The sequence below is a fragment of the Aquibacillus sediminis genome (genome assembly GCF_005870085.1).
Classification (GTDB): Bacteria; Bacillota; Bacilli; order Bacillales; family Amphibacillaceae; genus Aquibacillus_E; species Aquibacillus_E sediminis.
The window spans coordinates 1-22,441 of sequence record NZ_SZNM01000029.1; the positions used below are offsets into that span (position 1 = coordinate 1).

The window sequence follows — 22,441 nt, forward strand, 5'->3', positions numbered from 1 at the left end:
CACCTCTAGATGAGACTTCCCATCATTTTAAATGAGTAAGATCCCTCAGAGACGATGAGGTTGATAGGTCCGAGGTGGAAGCGTGGTGACACGTGCAGCTGACGGATACTAATAGATCGAGGACTTATCTATATTTGAGTTTTAAATGTTTGTTTGTCTTGAGACTTTCTTATCTAGTTTTGAAGGTACATATCTAACTAAATACACCATTGTTTAGTGGCAATAGCGAAGAGGTCACACCTGTTCCCATGCCGAACACAGAAGTTAAGCTCTTCAGCGCCGATGGTAGTTGGGGCTTTGCCCCTGCGAGAGTAGGACGCCGCTAAGCAACCATATTTAATCGCTCCACAGTACCTTAACGGTAGAGCAATCGACATTTAGTCGGTATGTTGTAGATTTGTTGTCTACCTGTGGAGTTATTAATTTGTCAAATTTTAATTGGCCCGTTGGTCAAGTGGTTAAGACACCGCCCTTTCACGGCGGTAACACGGGTTCGAATCCCGTACGGGTCACCAAAGTTTTTTCACATAGATGAAAATAACTTACATTATGACGGAGGATTAGCTCAGCTGGGAGAGCACTTGCCTTACAAGCAAGGGGTCGCAGGTTCGAGCCCTGCATCCTCCACCATTAAAATCATAGTTTAGCCGTTGTTAAAATAAACTTAAATACATTAAGGATATTTAACTAACGTTAAAAAATTAGGTCCGGTAGTTCAGTTGGTTAGAATGCCTGCCTGTCACGCAGGAGGTCGCGGGTTCGAGTCCCGTCCGGACCGCCATATAATCTATTGATTTAACTTCTTGCTCAGTTAAAATAATAATGTAAATATTTTATTAGCCGGCCTAGCTCAACTGGTAGAGCAACTGACTTGTAATCAGTAGGTTGGGGGTTCAAGTCCTCTGGCCGGCACCACTTTTTTATTAGTATATGAATGAGACAATTTAATTACGAGCCATTAGCTCAGTTGGTAGAGAAACCGTAAACCTCATGGAATAACATCAGTGTAGGTTTTGCGAGGAGCGTAAACATCGATGAGTATGCTTGCAACGTGACGAGCACAAACAGAATAAGCTTCATTGTATTACTAGTATTTATACTTAATAACATGGAAAAGCTAAATTAAAATTTATTACGAGCCATTAGCTCAGTTGGTAGAGCATCTGACTTTTAATCAGAGGGTCGGAGGTTCGAATCCTCCATGGCTCATCAAGGATGTTATGGTTATGGATTCTCACCTACGGTTTCCCTTGTTTCGTTTAAATTTAGTGGTAACAAGGACTAGCCTACGGCGTCGGAATCCTCCATGGCTCATCACTTAAGCGGGTGTGGCGGAATTGGCAGACGCGCTAGACTTAGGATCTAGTGTCTTCGGACGTGGGGGTTCAACTCCCTCCACCCGCACCATATACATGCGAAAGTAGTTCAGTGGTAGAACACCACCTTGCCAAGGTGGGGGTCGCGGGTTCGAATCCCGTCTTTCGCTCTTGCTTTGGCGGTATAGCCAAGTGGTAAGGCAGAGGTCTGCAAAACCTTTATCACCGGTTCAAATCCGGTTACCGCCTCTCCACATATTAGACACTTAAGTGCCGGGGTGGTGGAATTGGCAGACACACAGGACTTAAAATCCTGCGATAGGTGACTATCGTGCCGGTTCAAGTCCGGCCCTCGGCACCATAATAAAGCGCCCGTAGCTCAATTGGATAGAGCGTTTGACTACGGATCAAGAGGTTAGGGGTTCGACTCCTCTCGGGCGCGCCAATAGTAAAGTAACTCAGTTCGATAGAGTAACGAGGGGCCTTAGCTCAGCTGGGAGAGCGCCTGCTTTGCACGCAGGAGGTCAGCGGTTCGATCCCGCTAGGCTCCATTTTTAAAATATGGCGGTGTAGCTCAGCTGGCGAGAGCGTACGGTTCATACCCGTGAGGTCGGGGGTTCGATCCCCTCTGCCGCTATTATAAAATAGATCTTTCACAAGGTTGATACTATCTAATAGATTTAACCTAAAAGATCATACGGAGGAGTACCCAAGTCTGGCTGAAGGGAGCGGTCTTGAAAACCGCCAGGGGCTTCACGGCTCGCGGGGGTTCGAATCCCTCCTCCTCCGCCATTAAAATTCTATTAATATCTTATTCTATATAGAGTGAGCAACTTAATAAACCCTCTTGACTTAAACATCACACTATAAACGGCTCGGTAGCTCAGTCGGTAGAGAAACCGTAAACAACCTTGAGTAAACATCAAAGTAGGTTTTGCGAGGAGCGTAAACATCGTCGAAAAAGCATGCAACGTGACGAGCACAGAGCATCAATGAAATAACATCGAAACAAGATAAAGAGCGAGCTTTAATACATAAACATTACACAATACATGGCTCGGTAGCTCAGTCGGTAGAGAAACCGTAAACAACCTTGAGTAAACATCAAAGTAGGTTTTGCGAGGAGCGTAAACATCGACGAAAAAGCATGCAACGTGACGAGCACAGAGCATCAATGAAATAACATCGAAACAAGATAAAGAGCGAGCTTTAATACATAAACATTACACAACACATGGCTCGGTAGCTCAGTCGGTAGAGCAACGGACTGAAAATCCGTGTGTCGGCGGTTCGATTCCGTCCCGAGCCACCACTTAAACATAGTGGAGGGATAGCGAAGTTGGCCAAACGCGGCGGACTGTAAATCCGCTCCCATCGGGTTCGTAGGTTCGAGTCCTACTCCCTCCACCATTAGTATTATTTTATGCCACAATGGCGGTTGTGGCGAAGTGGTTAACGCACCGGATTGTGGTTCCGGCATACGTGGGTTCGATCCCCATCAACCGCCCCATTTTAATAGTTTACTATACGGGTGTAGTTTAGGATGTTAGTCTACATATACTCGTTACTTTATTATATAATGGGCCTGTAGCTCAGTTGGTTAGAGCGCACGCCTGATAAGCGTGAGGTCGGTGGTTCAAGTCCACTCAGGCCCATCATATTCCCCCCCTTATATAATCCCATCTAATTAATTATTCTATAAAAAAATACATACATTTAATTCATCTTGGACAGACTATTGAAGTGCATTAGTTAAGATTAATCCACAGTAGCTCAGTGGTAGAGCAATCGGCTGTTAACCGATCGGTCGTAGGTTCGAATCCTACCTGTGGAGCCATTGGAGAAGTACTCAAGTGGCTGAAGAGGCGCCCCTGCTAAGGGTGTAGGTCGTGTAAACGGCGCGAGGGTTCAAATCCCTCCTTCTCCGCCATTTTATTGGGCTATAGCCAAGCGGTAAGGCAACGGTTTTTGGTACCGTCATGCGCTGGTTCGAATCCAGCTAGCCCAGCCATATACCTATTACATATAAAATCCCTTATGAAGGGATTTTTTTAGTACTATTAGTAAAATGAGCACATAAACTTCGGCGTAACATTGACATGGCTCTACTGGCTCTACATTATGAATCAAGGTATTTAGTGGAAAGAGAAACAGGACAAAGGTAGGAGGCGGCCCCTCATTCCTCTAATTATTACAAGCGATCGGACATCCATTCCTCTTGGTATGTCCGTTGGCAAAAGTTGGACCTATGAAGATAACACCAAAACTTTTACAATCCGACAGATGGGTGAATTTACCTTGCTATTACGTTTTATCAGCATCTAATTCTGGCTCTTTGTGCCTCGTTAAACCTTTTTCATACCCACAGAAGAGTTGTGTTAAAGCCAACTCATTATCTACGGTATTATTTTCTTCTATCTTTCCCTAAAATTCCTTTAATTTCGACAATTTTTCAGTTACAATAGTAGATATTTTCATTAAAGACAAGGAAGGAGATACCCTATTATGCATCGAGAAAAATGGGCATCAAAGATCGGATTCATGCTGGCAGCAATGGGGTCTGCTGTTGGGTTAGGAAATATATGGCGTTTCTCCTATGTAGCTGGAGAGAATGGCGGGGGCGCTTTTTTAATTCTGTATCTAGCGTGTATATTAATCATAGGTATTCCACTATTACTAACAGAAGTCAGTATCGGAAGACAGGCGCAAAGTGATGTGGTTGGTTCTTATCAAAAGTTAGCACCGAAAAAGCCATGGTATTTAGTTGGGTATTTAGGTGTTGCTAGTGCCTTTTTAATTTTAGGTTTTTATAGTGTTATTTCTGGTTGGTCCTTATATTATTTTTGGAATTATTTGGCTGGGCAGTTAGCTGTAGAACCTGCAAGTGGCTATCAAGCAGCTTTTGGCTCGTTTATCACAAATCCATTTCAGCCAATTTTTTGGCATGGCTTGTTTATGGTAATGGTCATTTTTATTGTTTTATCAGGTATTAAAAAGGGTATTGAAATGGCAAATAAAGTATTTATGCCGACTCTTGCAATCATTTTAATTTTATTAGCAATTTATAGTGTTTCATTAGATGGAGCTGTAGAAGGGTTGAAGTTCCTATTCCAGCCTGACTGGTCCGTCTTACAGGATCCGTCCGTTTATATTGCTGCATTAGGACAAGCGTTTTTCTCCTTAAGTTTAGGTGTGGGAACAATGCTAACGTATGGGAGTTATTTATCCAAACAGCATCGCTTGCCAGGTGCAACGGTTGGTATTGGGATTATGGATACGTTATTTGCGATTATTTCGGGGATTGTTATTTTTCCAGCCGTATTTGCGTTTCAGATTCAGCCCGACGCTGGCCCGGATTTAGTGTTTATTACTTTGCCAGAAATATTTAATCAAATGCCATTTGGTTCTGTTGTTGGTATTCTATTTTTCTTATCGCTAACCTTAGCGGCCATCTCGTCATCAATATCGATTCTGGAAGTTCCAGTTGCTTACTTTATTCGTGCAATGAAGTGGAGTCGTAAGCAGGCATCGATAGTGACTGGGTTGATTATGTTTGGTTTAGGCGTATTATCCTCATTAGGAATGGGTGTGCTCTCAGGTGTTACACCGATTGGCGACAATAATATTATGGATTCAATGGACTTCATTGCCTCGAACATTTTCTTACCAATTGGTGGGTTGACCATGGCCCTCTTCTTTGGTTGGTATATCAATAAGAAGGAAGTGTTTGCAGCAACAGACCTTACGAATTCTAGATTGAGACATGTTTGGTATACGCTTGTTCGTTACCTTGCACCAATCGGAATTATTGTTATTTTCTTGAATGCGATTGGTGTGCTGTAACTTGCTCCTTCGTGGTATGATAACAGTAATGAAGAAAGTTTATGGAAGGAGGGAACAGCTTGGCTATCACCAATGAATCCATAATCAATAAGATGCTTCACGAGTTAGAAAATGCCAAGGCCAAAAAAGATAGAGATGATGCTGTTCGCGAACATATACGTGCAGTTCGGTCATTGTGTGATTTAATTTTGGATCAATCAAGTGATGTTACATCGAAGCAACCAACTGCTAGCAATGAGCAAGAACTAAAAGCGATGATGGGAAGTTTGGAATTTCCGCAAGCATCACCAAAGCAAACCAGCATACAAAAGCAATCAACGATCGATCATGGAGAGGCGAACGGTAAATCATTATTTGATTTTTAATGAGAGGGGAAACGTATGATGAAACTCTTTCTTTTATTAGCGGTTATTAATGGATTTTTAGCAGTAGCTTTAGGTGCATTTGGTGCCCACGGATTAGAAGGGAAACTATCGGAAAAGGCAATTAAAACATGGGAAAAAGCGGTCACGTATCAAATGTTTCATACCGGTGCACTAGCTGTCACAGGGTTATTAATGAGCAAGTTCCAAGGTGGGGCATTTACAACAGCAGGTTGGTTTTTCTTAGCTGGTATTGTTATTTTCTCTGGTAGCCTTTATATCTACGCCCCAACAGGTATAAAAGCGTTCGCCATGACCACCCCAATTGGTGGCTTTGCCTTTTTAATCGGCTGGGTGTTACTAGGATATGCGATTGTTAAATTTGTTTAAAAGTACAAATAACAAGTAAAAATAATGATCACAAAAGCGCGTAGTATTTGTTGTGCAAATAGAAAGGTATGTCGTTTTTTTAATTCAACGATTCCTTCAAAAGCAAAGCTCAAGGCTAAGGTGAAACAGGTGAGTAATGCAAGTGTCCGATTTGCATTAATCAGTGCCATTGTGCCGATTAATACGGTGAGTGCCATCATCAAAAGTTGTAACTGAACAAATTGTTTGTATGGGTGCTTCATCCTAAACCTCCTTATAAAAAAAGATAAAGAGACCCTTGCAGCATGTTCGAGTATGCTGCAAGGGTTTTTTATTTAACTAGTTTGGTACACTTATCGGGCTGGATAGTTTACTGTTTGATTACCTGCTGCAAATGGATACTCATAGTTAAGTTCCTCATCAAAAGTTACATAATCTAGATAAATCATTAGAAGTAAATAACGTCTACCTGTCTCTGGATCACTAAGAATAATGTGGTCTCTTCCTGCAGCCTCGATGACCCCTTTAAATATTTGGGCATTCCAACGGTCGTTGTTTTCAAATGTCATATAAACGGTAGCTATTTTCCCTTTATTTAAGCGTAAAATATTCTCAATATAGCTTTCTTCTACTGGTAACATACCAGGAACATCACTTGTTGGTTGTTGTTGTTGTTGTGGAGGTGTTGGTATTTGACCTCCAGCTGGCGGCATTTGCGGCATTGGTTGTTGTTGAGGTGCTTGTGGCATTTGTCCGGCATAAGGATAACCCGAAGGTGCTTGTTGTGGGTACACAGGCATTTGCCCATACCCTGTTTGTGGTTGGAATCCAGCTCCCATTTGTCCTGGCATTCCTTGTGGTATTTGTGCTCCTGGTGCTCCTTGCGCTCCTGGTGCCCCTTGTGGCATGCCTGCCCCTTGTTGTGCGGGTTGGTTTGCACCGTTATTGTTTGAATAAGATCCCTCTTGTTGTTGACGAAGTTCTTCGTTGCTCATGTAAGAAACCTCTCCCTTCCTTAAAATAAATTAATTGATAATAGAGCATAGTATGGATGATAACAGCATTCCTAGCAGTAGGATTACTGTTGATCACTGTAATAAGAAAGTGGGCTATAGATCATAGTTGCCTGGCAAGCCACGTCCGGCCCAACGGCCATCGATTACCAGGATGATAAAACCAATCTATGTTTGATCCCAAATTCCTGTGACACATATCCAAAAAATTTTTATCCCGATGCAACCGTCGTAAGCTCCCCACTTCAAAACATCAAATGAGACGAAGATGTTAAGTGAGAGTTAACTTTTGCTAACACTACAATTGGTTTAAGGGCTACGTGTCTCCCCTTGGTACTGACACGCAGTGAGTAAGAACAATAACCTCCCACTAAGTGAAGATCTATTTATCTAAACACTCGTGGACACTCAGATTCCAAAGGATTATAGAAGCAATGAGATTTATAGCGTCCTGCATTCCATTGGTCAAACCACTGAGCAGGACAACTCCCTTCTGGTTTAAAAAACCACAAGGAATGACTCGCTGGATGATATTTTTCACCTTTAATCACTTTACGAGCTAAATCAATATCCTTTTGTCTAGCACGTTGGAAGAAATAACCTTTTTGTGTTGCTTCAAAACCACCAGGGCTTTGGAAAACCATGTCGCGTAAACTTGTTAGATCAGTAAAGTCAGAGCAATCGGAAATCACCCGATTCACACCGGTGTTACCAACCATTAACATACCAAGTTGACCATCCCCCTCTGCCTCTGCTCGCATTAGCCGGGCAAGTAATTTTACATCTTCCTCTGTGTGTTGCACGACAGCCATGTTGTCACCTCTCTCCAAAAGAAGGCGGATCGGTGAATAGGTGCGACAAGTGCACATACTCTAATACATATGCCTATGCAGAAATGATTTAAACGATGATAAAAATTGAATGATTTTCTGCAATTACTTTCTCAATGTGCCCAAAGTAAGTATATGGTGGAACATGAAAAGATGTTCATAAGTAAGTGACTTTTTTAAAAAATTCACAGAGGAAAGGTAGGAGGGCGGTCTAAAAAACGTTATACAAACGATTGAGCATGTTCCATTGTGTAAAAGTTTGTAACATAACTTAAATTTGTTCGTCTAATTAGTAAATAGATTTTCGCATTATTTAGTTAAGATAAAGAAAGGAGCATGTTAAATGTATAAACTAGTATTAGGGAGTTTACTCACCCTTACCCTAGCTGCTTGTGGGACAACAGGTGCAGAGGAACCAGGAGAAAAACAGGCAGGAGAGGAACAAGTTGAGGAAAACACCGTCAGTATGGAGAACGTCGAACTATCTACGGATGCATTAATCGAGGGGGATCAAGCGAAATTTGTATTGGAATTGGAGAATACAAACGAGGAGGATGTGGACCTTTTAATGCCAAGCGGTAAGAAATATGAAATTGTAGTAACAAATGATGAGGGGGAAGAAGTGTATCGTTATTCAGAAGGTAAGATGTTTACACAAGCATTAGAAACCGTTACGATTCCAGCCGATGATAAAGTGGCATGGGAAGAAGAATGGGATTTACATTCCGAGGACGAACTTGTTGAAGAAGGAGAATATAACGTAGATTTTACTGTAGTTGTAAACGAATTTGACGGAGAAGAAGTAGAAGACTTTACGGACGAAACGACATTAGAAGTGTCCGATTTGAATTTTGCTTTTAAAAATGTAAATCTTGAAAAATCAGATGGCGACTATGTAGTGACAGGAGAAGCTAGAGTGTTTGAAGGGGTATTCTTATTCAGTGTGGATAGTGGCAATGAGAACATTATAGAGGAAACAGGGGTGCAAGTGGATTTTGGCGCACCTGAATGGTCAGAGTTTACAATCGACATTGCAGAAGAGGATGTACCTGAAAATGAACCAGTAACACTTTCGCTATATGAACGGAGTATGAAAGATGGTTCCAAGACAAATATGATGGAGCTGCAGCTGAATCAAGAGCCACAGGACCTATAAGGTTTTGTGGTTTTTTACGTTGTGAAAAAACAGAGAAGAAATCATGTCGATTTCTCCTCTGTAGTTGTATCGTTAATTTACTTGTAAGTAAGCAGGTACGGAATCTTTTTCTAGGATGTTCCCCACATAGAAAGCACCGAATTCACCGTAGCGCGCACTTACTTCATCAAAGCGCATTTCATAAACGAGTTTTTTAATTTGTAAGACGTCTTTCGCAAATAGCGTAACGCTCCATTCCCAGTCATCAAATCCCATTGAACCAGTAATGATTTGCTTAATTTTGCCCGCATACTTTCTACCAGTTAGACTGTGTTCATACATTAACTGTCGGCGGTCATCGAATGGAAGGGAGTACCAATTATCGTTTCCTTGTCGACGCTTGTCCATTGGGTAAAAGCAAATATGATCCCACTTTGGTAGGCGTGGTTTTAGTCGTGCTCGCACACCTGGGTTATCTTCAGGATTTTCGCCTTCTTTGGACATATATTTAGAAAGTTCGACAACAGAAACATAAGAATAAGCAGGGACAGTGTACTCAGCTAGTTTTGATTTGTTAAAGGCAAGTTCAACTTGCTCGAGTTCCTTCATTGTTGGTCGAAGGATCATTAAAATAAGATCTGCTTTTTGTCCCATAACGGAATAAACAGCGTGACTTCCTTCGCGATCTTCTTCAATTTGCTCCCAATCCGTTACCATGTTTTGAAATTCTGTGATCGCAGTTTGGCGTTCATCTTCTGAGGCCTGTTTCCAAGCTGTCCAATTTATTGTTCTTAAGTCATGTAGACAATACCAACCATCCATGGTTTCTACGGCTTCTGCCATAACGCATCTCTCCTTCATTATTCCATCTGTTTTTAATATAACATAATTGGGGAATAGTAATCATGAATCATGTTTACATGGAATGTCGTAATAGTTGTTGGTGGTCAAGGTTTATTCACAAAAACGTATCATAATTGTCAAAAAATGTAAGAAGTTGTTATTTATCCCTTTTATTCAAACACAAAAAGGCGTATTATATATAACAGGAATAATGATGGAGGGTTCATTTATGAGTAATCTATTTGATAATTTAACAGCAAAATTAAAAGAAAACGGCAGACGTATTGTCTTTCCAGAAGGATTAGATGAAAGGATCATCACAGCTGCTAGTCGTTTAGGTACAGAAGGAATTGTTGTACCTGTACTACTAGGAAATGAAGAAGAAGTGAAACAGAAGGCAAGTGAGATTGGTGTTGATGTAAGCAATACAGAAATCATTGACCCAAATAGCTATCATGCTTTTGATGAACTTGTTGCAAGTTTTGTCGAACGCCGTAAAGGAAAAGCAACAGAAGAAGATGCTCGTAAGATTTTATTAGATGAGAACTATTTTGGTACAATGCTAGTCCATACGGGTAAAGCGGATGGTCTTGTTAGTGGTGCGGTTCATTCAACAGCTGATACGGTACGCCCTGCACTACAAATCATCAAAACAAAAGAAGGCATTAAAAAGACATCGGGTGTGTTTATCATGGTTCGTGGTGATGAGAAATATGTGTTTGCTGATTGTGCCATCAACATTGCACCTGACAGCCAAGATTTAGCTGAGATTGCAGCGGCAAGTGCTGAAACAGCGAACTTATTCGACATTGATCCACGTATCGCGATGTTAAGTTTCTCAACGAAAGGTTCTGCTAAATCAGAAGAAACGGAAAAAGTTTCTGAAGCAGTTCGTATCGCAAAAGAACAACATCCTGATTTAGTGTTAGATGGGGAATTCCAATTTGATGCAGCATTTGTTCCATCTGTTGCAGAGAAAAAAGCGCCAGACTCTGTTCTTAAAGGGGATGCGAACGTATTTGTTTTCCCAGGACTGGAAGCAGGAAATATTGGATACAAAATAGCCCAACGCCTAGGTAACTTTGATGCAGTTGGCCCAATCTTACAAGGACTTAACAAACCAGTTAATGACTTATCACGCGGCTGTGATGCGGATGATGTATATAAATTGGCTATTATTACTGGTGCACAAGCACTATAAAATTTACACGAGACGAGCTTGGATCTAAAATGGATCTGAGCTCGTTTTTTATGTGCGTTCTGTTTAAGTTAAAACGTGGATATGAGAGCAGAGGAAGGAAACGTGTATATTAAAGCTAAAAAAAGCGCTAGATGTGCACGATAAAGAGAGAAACGTGTATATTAGGGCAGAAAAAAGAGCTAGATGTGCACGATAAAGAGAGAAACGTTTATATTAGGGCAGAAAAAAGCGCTAGATGTGCACGATAAAGAGAGAAACGTTTATATTAGAGCAGAAAAAAGCGTCAGATGTGCACGATAAAGAGAGAAACGTGTATATTAGAGCAGGAAAAAGAGCTAGATGTGCACGATAAAGAGAGAAACGTGTATATTAGGGCAGAAAAAAGCGCCAGATGTGCATGTTTAGGAGAGAAAACGTTTATATTAGAGCAGAAAAAAGAGCTAGATGTGCACGATAAAGAGAGAAACGTGTATATTAGAGCAGGAAAAAGAGCTAGATGTGCACGATAAAGAGAGAAACGTTTATATTAGCGCAGAAAAAAGTGCCAGATGTGCATGTTTAAGAAGGAAACGTGTAGGTTTAGGGTGGATTTTTATTCTATTATACTTGTTTCAAAAAATAGTGTGGAGAAGAGGAGGCATTAGATGTGACAGATAGATCATTTTCAATTAAACAAGTTGTTCTTCATCGTTTGAACATGCAATTAAAACAGCCGTTTACAACAAGTTTAGGTGATGTGAACTTGAAAGATTTTTATGTTGTCGAAGTCATCGACGAGGAGGGTTATCGCGGTTTTGGCGAAACAGCAGCATTCCCAACACCTTGGTACACAGAGGAGACAGTCGAGACAAACCGACATGTAATGGAAACCTCGTTAATCCCATTAGTTTTATATCAATCATTTACGCATCCCAATCAAGTTGCCCCGCTATTTGAAAAAGTACGCCGAAATAATATGGCGAAAGCGGCAGTTGAAGGGGCGATTTGGGATTTATATGCCAAACGAAAGGACATGCCGCTAGCAACTGCAATTGGTGGAGCCAAACAAAAAGTTGATGTAGGCGTTAGCATTGGCATTCAACCTTCGATCAACCGGTTGCTACATACAATTGAACGGCGAGTAGCTGAAGGGTACAAGCGTGTGAAATTAAAAATCAAACCCGGCTGGGACGTAAACGTGCTCGAACAGGTTCGTACCCGTTTTCCTGATCTACCAATTATGGTGGACGCAAATTCTGCCTACAGCTTACAAGATATCGATCATTTGAAACAGTTGGATGATTTTAATTTAATGATGATCGAACAACCCTTAGCCCATGATGATTTTTTAGAACATGCCCAACTACAAGCGAAATTACGCACACCGATTTGCTTAGATGAAAGTATACATACGTTGAATGATGTGAAAATGGCCGTTCATATAGGGAGTTGCAAGATCATTAATATAAAAGTTTCCCGGGTTGGTGGGATAACGGTGGCCAAACAAATCCATGACTATTGTGCCGCTCACAATATCCAAGTATGGTGTGGCGGAATGTTAGAGGCAGGCATTGGCCGCGCCCATAGTGTCGCGCTTTCTACGCTACCGAATTTTACCTTGCCAGGAGATACAGCGGCATCTAGCAACTATTGGGAGCGAGATATTATTGATCCTGAAGTAACAATGGAAAATGGGGAAATTACCATTCCAAATCGCGCGGGGATTGGGTATGAGGTGGATTGGAAAGCGTTGGAGATGTATCGTGTTGGAAAAAGTATTTTTAAATAACGAAATGAGGGACCACATTACTGTACAAGGTGGATCCTCATTCCGCTATTTGCTGCAAAAGAGAAGGTTTTCGAAAGGAACCGGTTCTTGGTTCCGTTAAAGGTGTGCATTAACAGTAAAAATGAATGAAAAAAAGGCAAATAGCGGAACCAGAGGCCGGTTGAATCAAGAACCACATTATCGTGCAAAACGGGTCCTCATTCCGCTATCCCCCTCAAAATCAAAACGAGATTTACCCCAACACCTTTCTATTCCGCTCCACCATTTGTTCCATTCTTTTTTCAAAAATGGCCTGTTCTTGTTCATCCAAAGGATCACGCGTTAGGTCTGTCGCTAGTTCTTCAAGGGCTTGTTCAATCCGCTCAACAACGTCTTGGACGGTGAGGGAGCGATCAAGTAGTTGCGACAAGGAAGCCATCGTTTCCGGTCGAATCGTTGGATAGTCAAACGAACCTTTTTCCCCGCGCAAACCATGTTCGTAAAAACCACGCACAAGCTCAGCGCGCTCCTCGCCATCCCCTTCGACACACAAGTAGATTTGCACGGCCGCACCGTTTTTAACACGTCGTTGCGAAATACCGGCAAACTTTTTTCCATGAATACTTAGGTCGTATTCACCAGGACAGTAAGAACCTTCTACTTCATATGCTTCAATGCCATCCGTCAAGTCACGGAAAAGATACTTGGTGAAATCCACCATCGCATCGTATCCATCGTGAATGCCCAGTTTTTTTATGTCAGGCAAAATTAATGACATATTTAATACGCCGCGATCAAGCACGACCGCAAGTCCTCCAGAATTGCGCACCGTTCCTTGGAAACCGTGCTCCTGTAAATAGGCTAAGGCATCATCGATGTAAGGCAATTTTGCATCGGGAATGCCTAACATAAGGGTGTGATCATGGACCCATAGCCTTAATGTTGGGGCAGATTCATGGTTGCCAACCGATGTTGCCAACGCATCATCAATTGCAAACGAAGCCATTGGTTGATGTTCCTCTGGTTGACTTTGATCAATATATCGAAAAAGCGTTCCACTAAAAAAATTTTTCCAATCGGTCATAATATGTACTCCTTCAGTTAATATAAGCAGTTCTATTATACCAAATAAAAACTTTTTGCTAAAAAGCATTTTTGTTAGACCGAATCTATTATATAATGACGTTAAATAGAATATTTCGCAGCAATGAAAAAGGGTTTCTAACATACTAGAGCCCTTATCATTTTGTCTAAGCAAAGTCACCCGATGATGAAAGTCTAAGATGAGAAATGCGGTGGTATGACTTTGCCTAGTATAGATTAGCATGCAGCAAGAAGTTTAATTAAATGCAGAAAGGGTAAAAAAATGTCATATAAAGACGAGCGATTAAGTGAAGAAAAAGTATTTAAAGACCCAGTACATAGGTATGTGCACGTCAATGATCAGGTGATTTGGGATTTGATTGGTGCCCCAGAGTTTCAGCGTCTGCGTCGTGTGAAACAATTAGGGACATCTTATGTGACGTTTCATGGGGCTGAACATAGCCGGTTTAATCATTCCTTAGGTGTGTATGAAATTGTTCGTCGCATTCTTAATAACTTCGAAGGCCAACCGAATTGGAATCAGGATGAGCGACTGTTATGTTTGTGTGCAGCTTTACTTCACGATCTTGGACATGGCCCGTTTTCCCATTCATTTGAGAAAGTATTTAAATTAGACCACGAAGATTTTACGAGAAAAATTATTTTAGGTGATACCCATATTAATCAAATTTTACGACGTGTTGGCGAAGCGTTTCCGCAAAAAGTAGCCGATGTCATAAACAAAACGTATGAGGATAAACTAGTGGTTAGCTTGATTTCAAGTCAAATCGATGCCGATCGTATGGATTACTTGCAACGGGATGCCTATTATACAGGGGTTAGCTATGGTCACTTTGATATGGAACGGATTTTACGTGTGATGCGTCCGCTTGAGGATCAAGTGGTCATCAAGGAGTCCGGGATGCATGCTGTCGAAGATTACATTATGAGCCGCTACCAAATGTATTGGCAAGTTTATTTTCACCCTGTGACAAGAAGTGCAGAAGTGATTTTATCGAAAATATTACACAGGGCCAAATCACTTTTTGAACAAGGCTATGCCTTCAAATTAAAGCCAACCCATTTTCTTTCCTTTTTTGCTGAAGATGTGTCCTTGCAAGAATATTTGCGGTTGGACGAGCATGTTGTGCTGTATTATTTTCAAATGTGGATCGACGAAGACGATGAGATTTTAAGTGATTTATGTGAAAGGTTTAGTAACCGGCACTTATTTAAATATATTGAATTTAATCCAAATTTACAGATGAACCAATGGATGGAGCTGTATCGCTTATTTACTGAAGCGGGCATTAATCCTGATTATTACTTAGTTGTCGATTCGTCATCCGACCTCCCATATGATTTTTACCGACCAGGAGAAGAAGAGGAGCGTTTGCCAATTCATTTGTTAATGCCAAAAACAAATGAATTGCGAGAGTTATCCAGACACTCAGACATTGTTGAAGCCATTTCCGGAAAGAAGCGAACCGATCATAAGCTTTATTTCCCGCAAGATTTTTTAGAAGCACTACCAGAAGATAGCGACATAAAAAAACGTATTTTTGAAATCTTATTTCATTGATTTTTGATAGAATAGGGGTTGTTTGTTTTGTTGGAAAATCATGCAAAATTAGTGAAGTTCTTTTCATCTTCAGACGAGATTATTGGTCGAAAAAAGTTGCAAAAGATGATCTATATACTAAAAAAGTGTGATGTCCCATATGAGGAGAAATTTGAATTCCACTTTTATGGACCATATTCAGAGGAACTAACATTGCGAATTGAGGAATTATGTAATCTAGGTTTTATTACTGAGCAAAAAGAGAAAAAGAGTAACTATTATCAATACCGCTATCAAGTGACAGAACAGGGCGAGCAGTTTTTAAATCAATCCAATGTCACACTACCGCCGATTGACAATTTGATTGAAAAAATGAAAGTGCAAAGTTCCAGATTTCTAGAACTTGTTTCCACGATGCTCTATTTCGACCATTTATCCAAGCAAGAAGTCGCGGAAAAGGTGCAGGTAGTGAAGAAAAAGTCCAATTACACCGAAAAAGATATCAATGAAGCGTGGCAGTTTATTGATGAATTGAATGCCATCGCAAAATAATAAAACCACCCTTTACTAGAGATGTGAAGGGTGGTTTTTGTATCTCTGGAACGCATTTGCTATTTAGAGCGTAATCCCGCAAAATCCAGTGTTTATTCTCAAGATCCTGCGTGTTTAGAGCATAATCCCGCAAAATCCAGTGCATTTTCTCAAGATCCTGCGTATTTAGAGCGTAATCCCGCAAAATCCAGTGTTTATTCTCAAGATTCTGCGTATTTAGAGCGTAATCCCGCATGATCCAGTGTTTATTCTCAAGATCTTGCGTATTTAGAGCGTAATCTCGCATTATTCAGTACTTTTCCCTTAATCCAGTGATTATACAGTGATTTTAGAAAATCACTGTACTTCACTAGTTTAATTAATCATTTGCTGCACATAATCCAGCTATACGTCATAATAACTAGTTGAGCTGATTAATCGACCAACCGTTTCCCGCCAACTCCATACTGGCGCTTATCAATATCTTCCACAAACACCACTACTTTTTCTTTTGATGCGCCTGTGGTTCGAACAACGGCATCGGTTACTTCCTCAATTAAATCTTTCTTCTGTTCATCGGTACGTCCTTCTAACATTTTTACTGTTACATATGGCATGGTGAGCACTCCTTTTTAAGTTTCTAGCATATCTAATTCGGTTTTGCACGTATAAATTCCTGCTAACATCCAAGAATGCCTAGAGATGAAATCTTTTTTCTATCTATGCTACAATGATACACACAAAGTTCCGTACATAGACTGGTAGAGCAAACGTGTCAATTTTAAGGAGGTTTATAGATGAGTACAGAAGGTTCTTCCAATAATAAGAAAAAAAGTAACCAGTTTACAATCATGAAGGATGACTCAACAGATGGCCATGGTGGTTATGGTGTTGGCGCAATCAGCTTAGAAAATGTTTCCCCAGTCATAGTGGATCCAAATGAGGATCGTGCGTTTGTTGATATGGGTGCGATGCATGCGCGTAGTGAAGTTGAGCGTCGGGTGAAATTTTTGCCAAATAAAGACGAGGTTCCAAATGGTAAATTGTATTGGATCGTTTGGGTAACGGTAGAACAAGCGGAAAATGGCCCACACTATTATGGGGTGACTGGAAGTGAAATCCGCGTCGATCGTTCTATTAAACGGGCATATAAATCAATGCCAGAACATGTGAATCATTTGGATAAATCATTAAAGGGAAAAGTCATTTTAGACCATATGGATGAAAAATCGAAACAGTTGCTAGGTGACTTTTTACGTGACTTTAATGAAGAAATGTGGGAAAACTCTTCTGATGAATTAAAACAAGTATTGCCACCAAAATCATAGTATTTTACCCCCTGCATGTAACTAGCAGCAAGCCCCCGTATTAAGTTTTTGATGTAAGTGGGGGAAACTGTCAGTTAATGTCGGATTCGGTAAGGTCATACTTTTGCGGTACTAACAAACAGTGGGGAAAAAGCCACTGTTTGAGGTTCACTTTAGGAAACATGATAGATTTGGTGAATATTTCTTGTAGTTTTTCGGTGAAGTTTGTAAAATATATAACACATGGTATTGTTTTCCATGTACTAAGACAAAGAAAAAGGCCGGATCATTCCCGTGATCCGGCCTTTTTCTTTTTATTCCGCAATGTAACTAGAAAAAAGGAATCGCATGATAGAAGTGTCTCTTGATAGAGAAGCGTGAGTAAGATTAGAGTTCCCATTGGGTTTACTGTCCCGAAATAAGAAAGAAACGCAAAATTCGGTACAGAAACAGCTTTTACTGTCCCAAAATAAAGAAGAAGCGCAAAATTCGGTACAGAAACTACTTTTACTGTCCCGAAATAAGAAAGAAGCGCAAAATTCGGTACAGAAACTACTTTTACTGTCCCAAAATAAAGAAGAAGCGCAAAATTCGGTACAGAAACTACTTTTACTGTCCCGAAATAAGAAAGAAGCGCAAAATTCGGTACAGAAACTACTTTTACTGTCCCGAAATAAGAAAGAAACGCAAAATTCGGTACAGAAACTACTTTTATTGTCCCAAAATGAGAAAGAAACGTATAAAAACAACGTGGAGGCCCCTGTTAGACAATCAACGTGCAAACACATAGAAAAGTGTACGGCAAAAGGAGACGAATCCCCTTACCGTACACAAAAAAACCTTAATCAACAAATGGCAACCAATCAAGCATCTTTTTCAAGCGACTAGGTTCTTCTTCTTGTTCGTCATCTTGTTCTTCTAACTCCTCATCATGTTGATCGTTTTGTTCGTCATAGTTATGCGCGGTACAATACGATGTTGGTTCTGTTCCTTCGACAAAGTACATTAAGCGGTCATCTTCACAATATGGGGTTGCGAGTTCCCCTGAAGTTGGATCGACATAGGCTCCAACCACACCATCAGGTACTTCAAATGTTTCCATCGGCTTGCCTTCGTGGGCTGATTCCATAAAATCAGCCCAAATTTGTTTGGCGTAGCGATGATCGGCTGCCTTTTCTAACCGTTTATTTTCATCATAACCAATCCACACTCCTGTTGTAAGGTTGGGGCTATATCCAATCATCCAGCTATCCGTGCTGGTTGTCCCTGATTTACCAGCGTATGGACGTGTTAACTGATCGGCAATCGCGGTGCCTGTCACCTGCATATAGCCATTCAAAGAACGATCAAACATTCCGGTCATAAGGTGTGTCAATATAAAGCTTGTTTTAGGGTCTAGTATAGGTTCACTGGTAGTTTCTTGCCGTTCGTACAACACGTTTCCTTTTGCATCAGTCACTTTTTCAATTGTGTACGGTTGAATGGAATAGCCGCCATTCGCTAGCATGCTGTAACCAGTCACCATCTCATCTACCGATACAGAACCGGTTCCTAAGGCCAGTGATGGTGTGGCTTGTAATTCACTATTTATACCAAACTGTTCAGCGGTTTCCACTAGTTTTTCTGGTGTTAAATATAAATTCGTTTTGACCGCATAAATATTATCGGAAACAGCAAGAGCCTGTGCCAATGTCACTGGTTTTTCGGCGTAATAGCCATTATAGTTACTTGGCTGATAAACGGTACCATCGGCCAGTTCAAAATTGGTAGGTTTGCTCAATAATGCGGTGGTTGGTGTATAGCCATGGTTTAATGCCGCGTAATATAAAAAAGGTTTAAACGCTGAACCGGGCATCCGCTTTGCTTGGATGGCACGATTAAACTGGCTAGATTGATAGTCCTTGCCACCAATCAGTGACGTGACAGCACCGGTTTTGGGATTCATTGCAAGTGCACCAACTTGAATCTCGGACTCGTTGGGTAAACGCTCCGTAACGGTTTGTTCTAATTGTTTTTGATTTTCGACATTCAAGGTTGTGTACACTTGGTAACCGCCAGATTTTATTTTTTCAATGTCTTGATCTAAAACGGAACGCAATTCTCGTAACACCATATCTTGGAAGTAAGGTGCAATGGAAATCTTAGTCCGTTCATGATTTTCTGTGAAGGCTAGCTCTGTTTGGGCTGCATCCTTTTGTTGTTGCTCCGAAATATAATTTTTAGCCTTTAATGTTGCCAGAATTTGTAATTGCCGTCTTTTTGCATTATCAAAATTATGAAAAGGAGAATAATAAGATGGTCCTTTAGGGATCCCGGCGAGCATGGTAGCCTCCGCTAAACTTAAGTCATTAGCAGATTTGTTAAAAAAGTAACGACTAGCAGCTTCGACACCATAAGCACCATGTCCATAATAAATCGTATTTAAATAGCCTTCTAAGATCGCATCCTTACTGTAAAACAGCTCCAAACGCAATGTATAAAATGCCTCTTTCAGCTTTCGTGTCCATGTTTTTTCATGAGATAAATACATATTTCTTGCATATTGTTGTGTAATCGTACTTGCCCCTTCATTCATGGAAAACGACTTAAGATCCTTTAATGCTGCGGCAATGATCCGTTTAAAGTCAAAACCATTATGCTCATAAAAACGTCGGTCCTCGGTATGTAATGTAGATTGAATAATATCCGAATCAATATCCTCCAAATGCTTCCAGTATCGATTCTCTGGTCCATGCTCTTCGCCAATTACTTGCCCTGATGAACTATAGTAAACAGTGTTTTGTTCACTTGTCAGCGGTGGTGGCCCAAGGCTGTATACGTAAGTAAAAAAACCAACAATAAACACAATCAGCGCGAAAGACAAACCAAACCCAGCAGCAACAAGCCAACGAAGGCGACGATTCTTTATTTTTAATAGCATTTTTTTAATCGTTTGGACCATAGTCATTCTCCTATACGATAAAATTCACCATGTGATATGTAGTTGCGGCACTGATTGTGGTGGATACGCAATTAGGTGAAACCTGAGTTTAATTGGATAATAAAATCGGTTAAACATACGCAGACAAGCGAAAAATCACCTGCATTAACATTCACTTAAACATCAAGCCAAAAGCACTAACCCAAGAGTCTCTTAATAAAAATATATTTTTTAACATTATGGGAAAGTTCCAATTGAATTAAACGTCCCAAATCAGAATTTAACCAAGCATTGTAATAAAAATAAAAAACTAACGAAACCTATACAACAGGATTATGTCAAAGGAGTTTTGCAAATGGGGTTATGGTTTACGGAGAAACAAACGAAAGATTTTGGTATTACGGCAAAAATAAATCGGTCATTACTTCATGAAAAGACGGACTATCAAGCATTAGATATTTATGAAACAGCGGAATGGGGTAACATGCTTGTTCTAGATAATATGGTGATGACGACGCAAAAGGATGAGTTTGTCTATCATGAAATGGTCGCCCATGTCCCATTGTTCACCCATCCCAATCCGAAGCATGTATTAGTTGTTGGTGGCGGTGATGGTGGGGTAATCCGCGAAATTTTGAAACATCAATCAGTTGAAAAAGCAACATTAGTTGAAATTGATGGCAAGGTGGTCGAATACTCAAAAAAATTTTTGCCAGAAATCGCTGGGAAATTAGATGACCCCCGCGTGGAAGTGAAATATGCCGATGGGTTTATGCATATCGCGGAAAGTGAACGGGATTATGATGTGATCATGGTCGATTCCACCGAGCCAGTAGGTCCTGCTGTGCAGTTATTTTCCAAAGGATTCTATGCCGGCATTGCCAACGCGCTTAAAGATGATGGAATTTTTGTAGCGCAAACAGATAATCCATGGTTCAAATCGGGTTTAATTAAACAGGTTTACACAGATGTGAAAGAGATTTTTCCTGTTACAAAATTGTATACTGCCAACATTCCAACATATCCGAGTGGCTTGTGGACATTTACGATCGGTAGCAAAATCCATGACCCGGAAAAAGTGAAACCGGAACGATTTACAACCATCGATACGAACTATTACACAAAGGATCTCCATTATGCAGCTTTTGTATTACCTAAGTTTGTAAAAGATTTAATAGAATAGGAGGTGGGAGTGATGCGGTTTGATGAGGCCTATTCAGGTAAAGTGTTTATCATGTCGCGCCCTTCGATTGATGAGGCGGAAGCGGTGATTTATGGCATGCCAATGGATTGGACTGTCAGTTTTCGACCTGGCTCCCGGTTTGGCCCTAATCGAATCCGGGAAGCTTCCATCGGCTTGGAGGAGTACAGTCCATACATGGATCGGCACATGGAGGAAGTTGGATATTTTGATGCCGGTGACATGCCGCTACCATTCGGCAACCCACAGCGCAGTTTGGATATGATTCACGACTACGTAAAACAAGTTTTGGCTAAAAATAAATTTCCACTCGGATTAGGTGGGGAACATTTAGTGTCATGGCCAGTAATCCAAGCTGTTTTTGAAAAATATCCTGATATGGCACTGATTCACATTGATGCTCATGCCGATTTACGCGAGGAATATGAAGGGGAAGCCTTATCGCATTCGACACCAATCCGCAAAGTTTGCGATTTAATCGGACCGGAAAATGTGTATTCTTTCGGCATCCGTTCCGGGTCGCGTGAAGAATTTGCGTACGCGAAAGAAACTGGCATGTACATGGCAAAATATGATGTGGCCCAACCATTGCGGCAATTATTATCTCGGTTGCAGGGGCGTAATATCTATGTAACCATTGATATCGATGTACTCGATCCTGCGTTCGCGCCAGGGACAGGGACGGCAGAGGCTGGCGGAATTACTTCTAAAGAATTGCTCGAAGCGATTCAATTAATTGCTGAGTCTAATGTGCATGCCGTTGGCGCAGATTTAGTAGAAGTAGCACCAATCTACGACCCAACCGAACAAACCGTGATTGCCGCAAGTAAATTTGTGCGGGAAATGTTGTTAGGCTGGGTGAAATAGTTTTTTATTGCCTGTTCGTATCGATGGACGCTTCCTGTTGTGGAGGCGTTTTTTCTACATAGTCTAGTTATAGATAGATAAAAACAGGTTCTAGTTAACGTCTGTAGGCAATTAAATTTTTAGGAATCTGTCCGCTAAACTTGAGTTTTTCCTTATTCATTCTTATACTTAACTTCGTATCCTTTTTCGCGTTATATACGAGAAACGTGCACATTAGACAGGAAAATGGCCTTAGATATAGACGAAAACCGCCTAATCGTGTATATCTGGAACAAAAATCAGCGCTAATATACACGAAAACGAAAGAAACGT

Annotated in this window: 18 protein-coding genes, 20 tRNA genes and 2 rRNA genes; 33 read left to right on the forward strand and 7 right to left on the reverse strand. The window is 40.8% G+C overall.

What is annotated here, in order from left to right; translation table 11 throughout:
• The 25 genes from FCI53_RS18355 to FCI53_RS18475 all read left to right on the forward strand — a co-directional run.
• A 23S ribosomal RNA gene (locus FCI53_RS18355) occupies window positions 1–132 on the forward strand; the annotation flags it as partial.
• A gap of 80 nt (window positions 133–212) precedes the next feature.
• Window positions 213–328 (forward strand): 5S ribosomal RNA (gene rrf / locus FCI53_RS18360).
• A gap of 112 nt (window positions 329–440) precedes the next feature.
• A tRNA-Glu gene (locus tag FCI53_RS18365) sits at window positions 441–515 on the forward strand.
• A 39-nt stretch (window positions 516–554) separates the two neighbouring features.
• Window positions 555–630: transfer RNA gene (locus tag FCI53_RS18370), tRNA-Val, on the forward strand.
• Window positions 631–704: 74 nt separating this feature from the next.
• Window positions 705–781: transfer RNA gene (locus FCI53_RS18375), tRNA-Asp, on the forward strand.
• Window positions 782–839: 58 nt separating this feature from the next.
• Window positions 840–915: transfer RNA gene (locus FCI53_RS18380), tRNA-Thr, on the forward strand.
• 221 nt (window positions 916–1,136) lie between these two features.
• Window positions 1,137–1,209: transfer RNA gene (locus FCI53_RS18385), tRNA-Lys, on the forward strand.
• Window positions 1,210–1,322: 113 nt separating this feature from the next.
• A tRNA-Leu gene (locus FCI53_RS18390) sits at window positions 1,323–1,407 on the forward strand.
• Window positions 1,408–1,414: 7 nt separating this feature from the next.
• A tRNA-Gly gene (locus FCI53_RS18395) sits at window positions 1,415–1,486 on the forward strand.
• An 8-nt stretch (window positions 1,487–1,494) separates the two neighbouring features.
• A tRNA-Cys gene (locus FCI53_RS18400) sits at window positions 1,495–1,565 on the forward strand.
• A 23-nt stretch (window positions 1,566–1,588) separates the two neighbouring features.
• Window positions 1,589–1,677, forward strand: a tRNA-Leu gene (locus tag FCI53_RS18405).
• Window positions 1,678–1,684: 7 nt separating this feature from the next.
• A tRNA-Arg gene (locus FCI53_RS18410) sits at window positions 1,685–1,761 on the forward strand.
• A 33-nt stretch (window positions 1,762–1,794) separates the two neighbouring features.
• A tRNA-Ala gene (locus FCI53_RS18415) sits at window positions 1,795–1,867 on the forward strand.
• A gap of 12 nt (window positions 1,868–1,879) precedes the next feature.
• Window positions 1,880–1,953 (forward strand) — tRNA-Met (locus FCI53_RS18420).
• A 62-nt stretch (window positions 1,954–2,015) separates the two neighbouring features.
• A tRNA-Ser gene (locus tag FCI53_RS18425) sits at window positions 2,016–2,108 on the forward strand.
• Window positions 2,109–2,552: 444 nt separating this feature from the next.
• A tRNA-Phe gene (locus FCI53_RS18430) sits at window positions 2,553–2,628 on the forward strand.
• Window positions 2,629–2,640: 12 nt separating this feature from the next.
• Window positions 2,641–2,726 (forward strand) — tRNA-Tyr (locus tag FCI53_RS18435).
• 24 nt (window positions 2,727–2,750) lie between these two features.
• A tRNA-His gene (locus tag FCI53_RS18440) sits at window positions 2,751–2,826 on the forward strand.
• A 71-nt stretch (window positions 2,827–2,897) separates the two neighbouring features.
• Window positions 2,898–2,971 (forward strand) — tRNA-Ile (locus FCI53_RS18445).
• A gap of 107 nt (window positions 2,972–3,078) precedes the next feature.
• Window positions 3,079–3,153 (forward strand) — tRNA-Asn (locus tag FCI53_RS18450).
• Window positions 3,154–3,155: 2 nt separating this feature from the next.
• A tRNA-Ser gene (locus FCI53_RS18455) sits at window positions 3,156–3,246 on the forward strand.
• Between the two features lie 6 nt (window positions 3,247–3,252).
• A tRNA-Gln gene (locus tag FCI53_RS18460) sits at window positions 3,253–3,327 on the forward strand.
• Between the two features lie 494 nt (window positions 3,328–3,821).
• Window positions 3,822–5,159 (forward strand): sodium-dependent transporter, encoded by a 1,338-nt coding sequence (locus FCI53_RS18465; protein ID WP_138420478.1) that lies wholly within the window; start codon window positions 3,822–3,824, stop codon window positions 5,157–5,159.
• Between the two features lie 59 nt (window positions 5,160–5,218).
• The gene (locus FCI53_RS18470; RefSeq protein ID WP_138420479.1) at window positions 5,219–5,524 is read left to right on the forward strand and encodes a YwdI family protein; all 306 of its coding nucleotides are present in this window, start codon (window positions 5,219–5,221) and stop codon (window positions 5,522–5,524) included.
• A gap of 18 nt (window positions 5,525–5,542) precedes the next feature.
• Complete coding sequence (locus FCI53_RS18475) at window positions 5,543–5,911, forward strand: DUF423 domain-containing protein (protein WP_138420480.1); 369 nt, start codon at window positions 5,543–5,545, stop codon at window positions 5,909–5,911.
• Here the strand turns inward: FCI53_RS18475 and FCI53_RS18480 are convergent.
• The 3 genes from FCI53_RS18480 to FCI53_RS18490 all read right to left on the reverse strand — a co-directional run bounded on the left by FCI53_RS18480 (window position 5,908) and on the right by FCI53_RS18490 (window position 7,715).
• On the reverse strand, window positions 5,908–6,153 hold the full coding sequence (locus tag FCI53_RS18480) for a hypothetical protein (protein WP_138420481.1): 246 nt from the start codon (window positions 6,151–6,153) through the stop codon (window positions 5,908–5,910). The genes FCI53_RS18475 and FCI53_RS18480 overlap by 4 nt on opposite strands.
• Before the next feature lie 90 nt (window positions 6,154–6,243).
• Window positions 6,244–6,741, reverse strand: coding sequence for a spore coat protein GerQ (gene gerQ / locus FCI53_RS18485; protein ID WP_425457199.1), 498 nt, complete (start codon window positions 6,739–6,741; stop codon window positions 6,244–6,246).
• Between the two features lie 548 nt (window positions 6,742–7,289).
• Complete coding sequence (locus FCI53_RS18490) at window positions 7,290–7,715, reverse strand: cell wall hydrolase (protein ID WP_138420482.1); 426 nt, start codon at window positions 7,713–7,715, stop codon at window positions 7,290–7,292.
• A gap of 361 nt (window positions 7,716–8,076) precedes the next feature.
• Here FCI53_RS18490 and FCI53_RS18495 point away from each other — a divergent pair, with 361 nt between their 5' ends.
• Window positions 8,077–8,889: a BsuPI-related putative proteinase inhibitor gene (locus FCI53_RS18495; RefSeq protein ID WP_138420483.1), complete on the forward strand. Its 813-nt coding sequence runs from the start codon at window positions 8,077–8,079 to the stop codon at window positions 8,887–8,889.
• A gap of 72 nt (window positions 8,890–8,961) precedes the next feature.
• On the opposite strand, the gene hemQ is transcribed toward FCI53_RS18495, so the two are convergent.
• Window positions 8,962–9,711, reverse strand: coding sequence for a hydrogen peroxide-dependent heme synthase (gene hemQ / locus FCI53_RS18500; protein ID WP_138420484.1), 750 nt, complete (start codon window positions 9,709–9,711; stop codon window positions 8,962–8,964).
• Between the two features lie 229 nt (window positions 9,712–9,940).
• Between hemQ and pta the strand changes: the two genes are divergently transcribed.
• Together pta and menC are read left to right on the forward strand one after the other, a co-directional pair.
• The gene (gene pta, locus FCI53_RS18505) at window positions 9,941–10,912 is read left to right on the forward strand and encodes a phosphate acetyltransferase (protein ID WP_138420485.1); all 972 of its coding nucleotides are present in this window, start codon (window positions 9,941–9,943) and stop codon (window positions 10,910–10,912) included.
• Window positions 10,913–11,558: 646 nt separating this feature from the next.
• Entirely contained in the window at window positions 11,559–12,680 is a 1,122-nt protein-coding gene (gene menC, locus FCI53_RS18510; RefSeq protein ID WP_138420486.1) for an o-succinylbenzoate synthase, read from the forward strand.
• Window positions 12,681–12,912: 232 nt separating this feature from the next.
• Here menC and FCI53_RS18515 read toward each other — a convergent pair whose 3' ends face one another.
• Window positions 12,913–13,743, reverse strand: a complete 831-nt coding sequence (locus FCI53_RS18515) for a lipoate--protein ligase family protein (RefSeq protein ID WP_138420487.1) — start codon at window positions 13,741–13,743, stop codon at window positions 12,913–12,915.
• A 282-nt stretch (window positions 13,744–14,025) separates the two neighbouring features.
• On the opposite strand from FCI53_RS18515, the gene FCI53_RS18520 reads away from it, so the two are divergent.
• Window positions 14,026–15,324, forward strand: coding sequence for an HD domain-containing protein (locus FCI53_RS18520; RefSeq protein ID WP_138420488.1), 1,299 nt, complete (start codon window positions 14,026–14,028; stop codon window positions 15,322–15,324).
• Between the two features lie 27 nt (window positions 15,325–15,351).
• Window positions 15,352–15,855: a YwgA family protein gene (locus FCI53_RS18525; protein ID WP_138420489.1), complete on the forward strand. Its 504-nt coding sequence runs from the start codon at window positions 15,352–15,354 to the stop codon at window positions 15,853–15,855.
• A 413-nt stretch (window positions 15,856–16,268) separates the two neighbouring features.
• On the opposite strand, the gene FCI53_RS18530 is transcribed toward FCI53_RS18525, so the two are convergent.
• Window positions 16,269–16,451 (reverse strand): 2-hydroxymuconate tautomerase, encoded by a 183-nt coding sequence (locus FCI53_RS18530; protein WP_138420490.1) that lies wholly within the window; start codon window positions 16,449–16,451, stop codon window positions 16,269–16,271.
• Window positions 16,452–16,631: 180 nt separating this feature from the next.
• On the opposite strand from FCI53_RS18530, the gene FCI53_RS18535 reads away from it, so the two are divergent.
• Entirely contained in the window at window positions 16,632–17,162 is a 531-nt protein-coding gene (locus tag FCI53_RS18535; protein ID WP_138420491.1) for a YwhD family protein, read from the forward strand.
• 820 nt (window positions 17,163–17,982) lie between these two features.
• Here FCI53_RS18535 and FCI53_RS18540 read toward each other — a convergent pair.
• Window positions 17,983–20,082: a transglycosylase domain-containing protein gene (locus tag FCI53_RS18540; protein ID WP_246050154.1), complete on the reverse strand. Its 2,100-nt coding sequence runs from the start codon at window positions 20,080–20,082 to the stop codon at window positions 17,983–17,985.
• Window positions 20,083–20,416: 334 nt separating this feature from the next.
• On the opposite strand from FCI53_RS18540, the gene speE reads away from it, so the two are divergent.
• Window positions 20,417–21,244 (forward strand): polyamine aminopropyltransferase, encoded by an 828-nt coding sequence (speE, locus tag FCI53_RS18545; protein ID WP_138420493.1) that lies wholly within the window; start codon window positions 20,417–20,419, stop codon window positions 21,242–21,244.
• Window positions 21,245–21,256: 12 nt separating this feature from the next.
• The gene (speB, locus tag FCI53_RS18550) at window positions 21,257–22,129 is read left to right on the forward strand and encodes an agmatinase (RefSeq protein ID WP_138420494.1); all 873 of its coding nucleotides are present in this window, start codon (window positions 21,257–21,259) and stop codon (window positions 22,127–22,129) included.
• Window positions 22,130–22,441: the final 312 nt, after the last annotated feature.

What these genes read in the sequence shown, in the direction of transcription:
- FCI53_RS18530 (WP_138420490.1), bottom strand. Translation starts at nt 16,451, where the DNA reads ATGCCATATGTAACAGTAAAAATGTTAGAAGGACGTACCGATGAACAG.
- gerQ (WP_425457199.1), bottom strand. Translation starts at nt 6,741, where the DNA reads ATGCCAGGACAAATGGGAGCTGGATTCCAACCACAAACAGGGTATGGG.
- pta (WP_138420485.1), top strand. Translation starts at nt 9,941, where the DNA reads ATGAGTAATCTATTTGATAATTTAACAGCAAAATTAAAAGAAAACGGC.
- FCI53_RS18490 (WP_138420482.1), bottom strand. Translation starts at nt 7,715, where the DNA reads ATGGCTGTCGTGCAACACACAGAGGAAGATGTAAAATTACTTGCCCGG.
- FCI53_RS18515 (WP_138420487.1), bottom strand. Translation starts at nt 13,743, where the DNA reads ATGACCGATTGGAAAAATTTTTTTAGTGGAACGCTTTTTCGATATATT.
- hemQ (WP_138420484.1), bottom strand. Translation starts at nt 9,711, where the DNA reads ATGGCAGAAGCCGTAGAAACCATGGATGGTTGGTATTGTCTACATGAC.
- FCI53_RS18535 (WP_138420491.1), top strand. Translation starts at nt 16,632, where the DNA reads ATGAGTACAGAAGGTTCTTCCAATAATAAGAAAAAAAGTAACCAGTTT.
- FCI53_RS18495 (WP_138420483.1), top strand. Translation starts at nt 8,077, where the DNA reads ATGTATAAACTAGTATTAGGGAGTTTACTCACCCTTACCCTAGCTGCT.
- FCI53_RS18480 (WP_138420481.1), bottom strand. Translation starts at nt 6,153, where the DNA reads ATGAAGCACCCATACAAACAATTTGTTCAGTTACAACTTTTGATGATG.
- speE (WP_138420493.1), top strand. Translation starts at nt 20,417, where the DNA reads ATGGGGTTATGGTTTACGGAGAAACAAACGAAAGATTTTGGTATTACG.
- FCI53_RS18465 (WP_138420478.1), top strand. Translation starts at nt 3,822, where the DNA reads ATGCATCGAGAAAAATGGGCATCAAAGATCGGATTCATGCTGGCAGCA.
- FCI53_RS18540 (WP_246050154.1), bottom strand. Translation starts at nt 20,082, where the DNA reads ATGGTCCAAACGATTAAAAAAATGCTATTAAAAATAAAGAATCGTCGC.
- speB (WP_138420494.1), top strand. Translation starts at nt 21,257, where the DNA reads ATGCGGTTTGATGAGGCCTATTCAGGTAAAGTGTTTATCATGTCGCGC.
- FCI53_RS18520 (WP_138420488.1), top strand. Translation starts at nt 14,026, where the DNA reads ATGTCATATAAAGACGAGCGATTAAGTGAAGAAAAAGTATTTAAAGAC.
- FCI53_RS18475 (WP_138420480.1), top strand. Translation starts at nt 5,543, where the DNA reads ATGAAACTCTTTCTTTTATTAGCGGTTATTAATGGATTTTTAGCAGTA.